This is a genomic window from Bacteroides sp. An322 (genome assembly GCF_002161765.1).
In the GTDB taxonomy this organism is placed as follows: domain Bacteria; phylum Bacteroidota; class Bacteroidia; order Bacteroidales; family Bacteroidaceae; genus Phocaeicola; species Phocaeicola merdavium.
The window spans coordinates 1-4,000 of the sequence record NZ_NFIN01000053.1; the positions used below are offsets into that span (position 1 = coordinate 1).

Here is a 4,000-nt window from a genome sequence, read left to right on the forward strand (position 1 = left end):
GTTGCCGCCGCATGACGGTGCCGCAAGCCGTAGTTCCCGTTAAGATTCAGGAGTTTGTAAAGAGCAATTATCCCGAAGCTAAGGTGCTGAAAATCGAGAAAGACCGCTATGAATACGAAGTGAAGCTTTCCAACTTTTGGGAACTGACTTTCGACACCAGCTTCAATCTCATTGACATGGATAACGACAACGATTAAAATGTTGAAATGTAGTTGGGTATGGATTATATGAAAAACAGGAGGCAAATGCTAATCGCAAAAAGCATTTGCCTCCTGTCTGATTAAATATTAATAACTCAATTTTACCCCTGCAAAAAACGAACGGGGCATGCCTGGACCGTATATATACCCAGAGTCTCTGTCAGCTCCTTTGTCAAAGTCGTTCTGATAAGCGTTGAACAGATTCTGAATCCCTGCATTAAGCTGAAGGGTTGTACCCTTGTACAAGTTGAAGTCATACGAAGCCTTGAATCCCACGTCCATGAAAGTTCCGGTTTTTTCCGTCCGGTTCGTTTCAATATAACCGGAATGGTGTTCCACGAGCATGGAGCCTGTATATGTCCCGGACAGTGCGATATTCAACGGCTTTATGGGCGTATAAATCATGGTGAAGTAGCCGTAAGTGTTAGGGGTGCGGAACATTTTTTTCTCTTTTGCCACTCCTCCGTCATCCCATGAACGGGCTTTCTTGTATTCGGCGTTTTGAAGAGTGAATCCGGCTTGCAGTTGCCATTTGTTACGCCAGGCAAGTTTCCCTTCCAGCGTCATGCCATATACGTTTGCTCCATCTTCATTGCCCCGTTCCAGAATGATGACACTGTTTTCCTTGCCAATCTCAGTGAGGGCGAACACATCGTCTATAGTGGTAAAAAAGCCCTCTATGAGAAAGTTCCCCTGCCAGTCGCCCCAACTGTGGTACATATCTGCCGAAACACTCAGGCTTTGTGATTTTTCCTCTTCAAGATTGTCGGCCAGCCGGATCATGGAGACCGTTCCGCCTACATTCTCGATGTGAAGGTCTTCGTCAAAAGCTTGCGGGGCACGGAATCCGAACGAGTAGCTTGCACGTAGGTTGATATTCTCGTTCGGGTTGAAACGGATGTTCGCACGGGGACTGAACACCGGCTTTTCGAGCATGCTGTGCCAGTCCAGACGACCGCCAATCAAAATTCCCCACTTGTCGTTCTTCCATTCGTTTTGCGCGAAGACGCTTCCGATTTTTGCTTTCTGCGATATGAACCTGTCATATCCCCATTGCGAATCTTCAAGGTTTTCTTGGTTATATTCTATTCCGGCGGTAAAGTCGGCAGGCATAAACAAGCACTGGGCGGCACGATATACATATTGAGAACCGACTACAAAGGTCAGGTCTTTTGTCGCTCCGTACGCGTTAGGGTCTTGTCCTCCTCCGTAATAACTTTCCCTGTCAATGTGCTGCGCCGACGCAAATACACTCATGCGGTGTTTTTCATCAGGACTGAAATAGTCATACTTGATTCCTCCGGTATTGATGCTGTGCCGCACTTGTTCCGCAATGTTTGCCTCGTGTGCCGGACGGTCAAGCAAATCGCCGCCCCTTCTGTATTCTTGAAGATGATGGTATTCAAAGGTCAGTTTTGAATAAGTGCCCGTCTTGATGTACGAACGCATGCCCAATGTCTGGCTTTTGAGTTCGGGAAGTTCGGTGAATCCGTCACCGTCGTGGTCATATCCGGCTCTTTCCCTGTTTTGCCCGAACACGGCAATGCCCATTTTGTGGTCATCGGTGACCAGTGATGCATTGAGCATCGTGTTGTTGTCAAAAGCCGTTCCGTCGCCAACGCCGGTCAACGTATGTGAGATTTGAGCGGAATTTCTCGTCGGCTCCTTGGTTATGATGTTTATCGTTCCGGCAATGGCAGACGAGCCGAAAAGGGCGGACCCTCCTCCCCGCATCACTTCCACGCGGTCAATCATGTTGGCGGGAAGCTGCTCAAGGCCGTACACGCCTGAGAGCGCGGTGAAGATAGGGCGTGAATCAATGAGAATCTGGGTATACGGACCGTCAAGGCCGTTTATCCGCACTTGTTGAAAGCCGCAATTCTGGCAGTTGTTTTCTACCCTTACGCCGGGCTGGAAGTTCAGTCCCTGTGCTAAGTTGCAAGAATTTGTATATTCAAAAGTCTTCATGTTCATCACATTTACGAGAGTAGGGGCTGTGCGGCGCGTGGTCTCGCTTCTATTGGCAGAAACCACCACTCCCTCCAAGGAAACCATATCTTCTTCAATCTCGAAGTTCATTTCCAACGTTTTTCCTTTCTTCAAGTTCACTTCACGGGTTATGGACTTATAACCTATCGAGGAAACTTTGATTGTGAAATTCCCTTCCGGGAGATTGACAAGATGGTAGTGCCCGGTCGCATCCGTTGTAGTGCCTATGGTGGTTCCTTCTAACATGACTGTGATATAGGGAAGGTGTTCGTTCGTATGTTTGTTTACCACGTGCCCTACGATATTCGCGTCTGAATCTTTTATGGGATATTCGTATGAATAAGATAGCTGGGGGAACAATACAAGCATTGCTCCCAACAAGATAATATATAATAGCTTCATTTGTTTTATATGGTTGTTTTGATTTGAAAAAGCATATAACGGCTCTTTCCCAGTCAAACGACCGGGAAGCCTGATTTATAATAGCATCAAAACAAAGCGGGAGGAGCACGCAAGGAAAGAGTTCCGCGGGTTATGACTATAATGTCGGATAATGCCGGAAGAAGTATTATCCTGACGAGAAAAAGCCATAATACCGGCATGAACGGTGATGGGAAATCACCGGAAGTAAATATGTTTGATAAAAAGAAAATTGTTTCAAGGCTTTGCTTGGAGTGGGTATGTTCGCCTGTGTTGATATGGGAATGCACGATAATTACTCCGTTTATCACATGAGTATGACTGAATAGAGTAACGCTTCCTAAATGTACGACAAATACCAGTAGAAAGAGAAACCGGAAAAATCTGATATGTTTCTTTTCTTTTGCCAATTAAATATCAACCAATTATATCTTTTGTTTTTTTGTGGGGCAAAATTACGTAAAATCTGTGAAATATCCGACGGATTCCGGCAGATTAATGCAGTAGAAATTGGGAATTAGGAAGTTAGAAGAAAATCGTGGAAGTTGAGGGGAATATTACCGATAAATCGCCATACACAGCTTGGATTGCGCAAAAAGTATGGCAAAAAACATCAATTTGTTTTGCAGGATACGAATCAATGTATGATTGAATAGGTTAAATTCTGTTTTAAGTAATTTCCCTTTTACGTTTTCCGTTCCAAAACCGTACGTTCTCCGTCCCAAAACCGTATGGTTTCCGAACCAAGAACGTACGGTTTTGGGACGGAAACCATAAAAGGATGCCGTCTGAATTTACTGCAGAATCCAACAGCAAATGCAAAATTAGATAGGACTTTTGAAAAAACACAATTTAGGCGTGTTGAAATGTAGTTTTCTCTAGGTCTATTGTTCAATTATTTTGCAAATACAAAAAAGATTATCTCAAAAAGTCTATTTTGAAACGGTCTCGATAATTATAAAATATATTAATGCTTATCTTAATCCTTTCAATTCCTAAATTCTTTCAGATTTGTTGCTTTGCTTTGCATTAGAAAATTAAACGAAACGAATCATTAACCTTTTAAAAAGTAAGCCTTATGAAAAAGTGGATGTTTTTATTAGTGAGTTTATTTACGATGCAAATGGCAATGGCGGACAACGACAAACCAATTGCTTTCGAACAGCTTCCGGCTACTGCCCAGACCTTTATCAAGCAGCATTTCTCCGATGCGAAAGTAGCCTTTGTGAAGATGGAGAAAGAGTTCCTCGATTCTTCTTACGATGTAGTGTTTATCAACGGTGATAAGGTAGAGTTTGACAAGAAAGGGAATTGGAAAGAAGTGAGTTGCCGCCGCATGACGGTGCCGCAAGCCGTAGTTCCCGTTAAGATTCAGGAGTTTGTAAAGAGCA

Annotated in this window: 3 protein-coding genes; 2 read left to right on the forward strand and 1 reads right to left on the reverse strand. The window is 44.0% G+C overall.

All coding sequences use genetic code 11. From position 1 onward, the window contains the following. A partial coding sequence (locus B5F91_RS14610) for a PepSY-like domain-containing protein (RefSeq protein ID WP_204244707.1) occupies positions 1-197 on the forward strand: 197 nt, incomplete at its 5' end. Between the two features lie 90 nt (positions 198-287). Here B5F91_RS14610 and B5F91_RS14615 read toward each other — a convergent pair. After that, on the reverse strand, positions 288-2,558 hold the full coding sequence (locus B5F91_RS14615; protein ID WP_239416455.1) for a TonB-dependent receptor: 2,271 nt from the start codon (positions 2,556-2,558) through the stop codon (positions 288-290). Between the two features lie 1,129 nt (positions 2,559-3,687). Here B5F91_RS14615 and B5F91_RS14625 point away from each other — a divergent pair. Further along, a partial coding sequence (locus tag B5F91_RS14625; RefSeq protein WP_087429753.1) for a PepSY-like domain-containing protein occupies positions 3,688-4,000 on the forward strand: 313 nt, incomplete at its 3' end.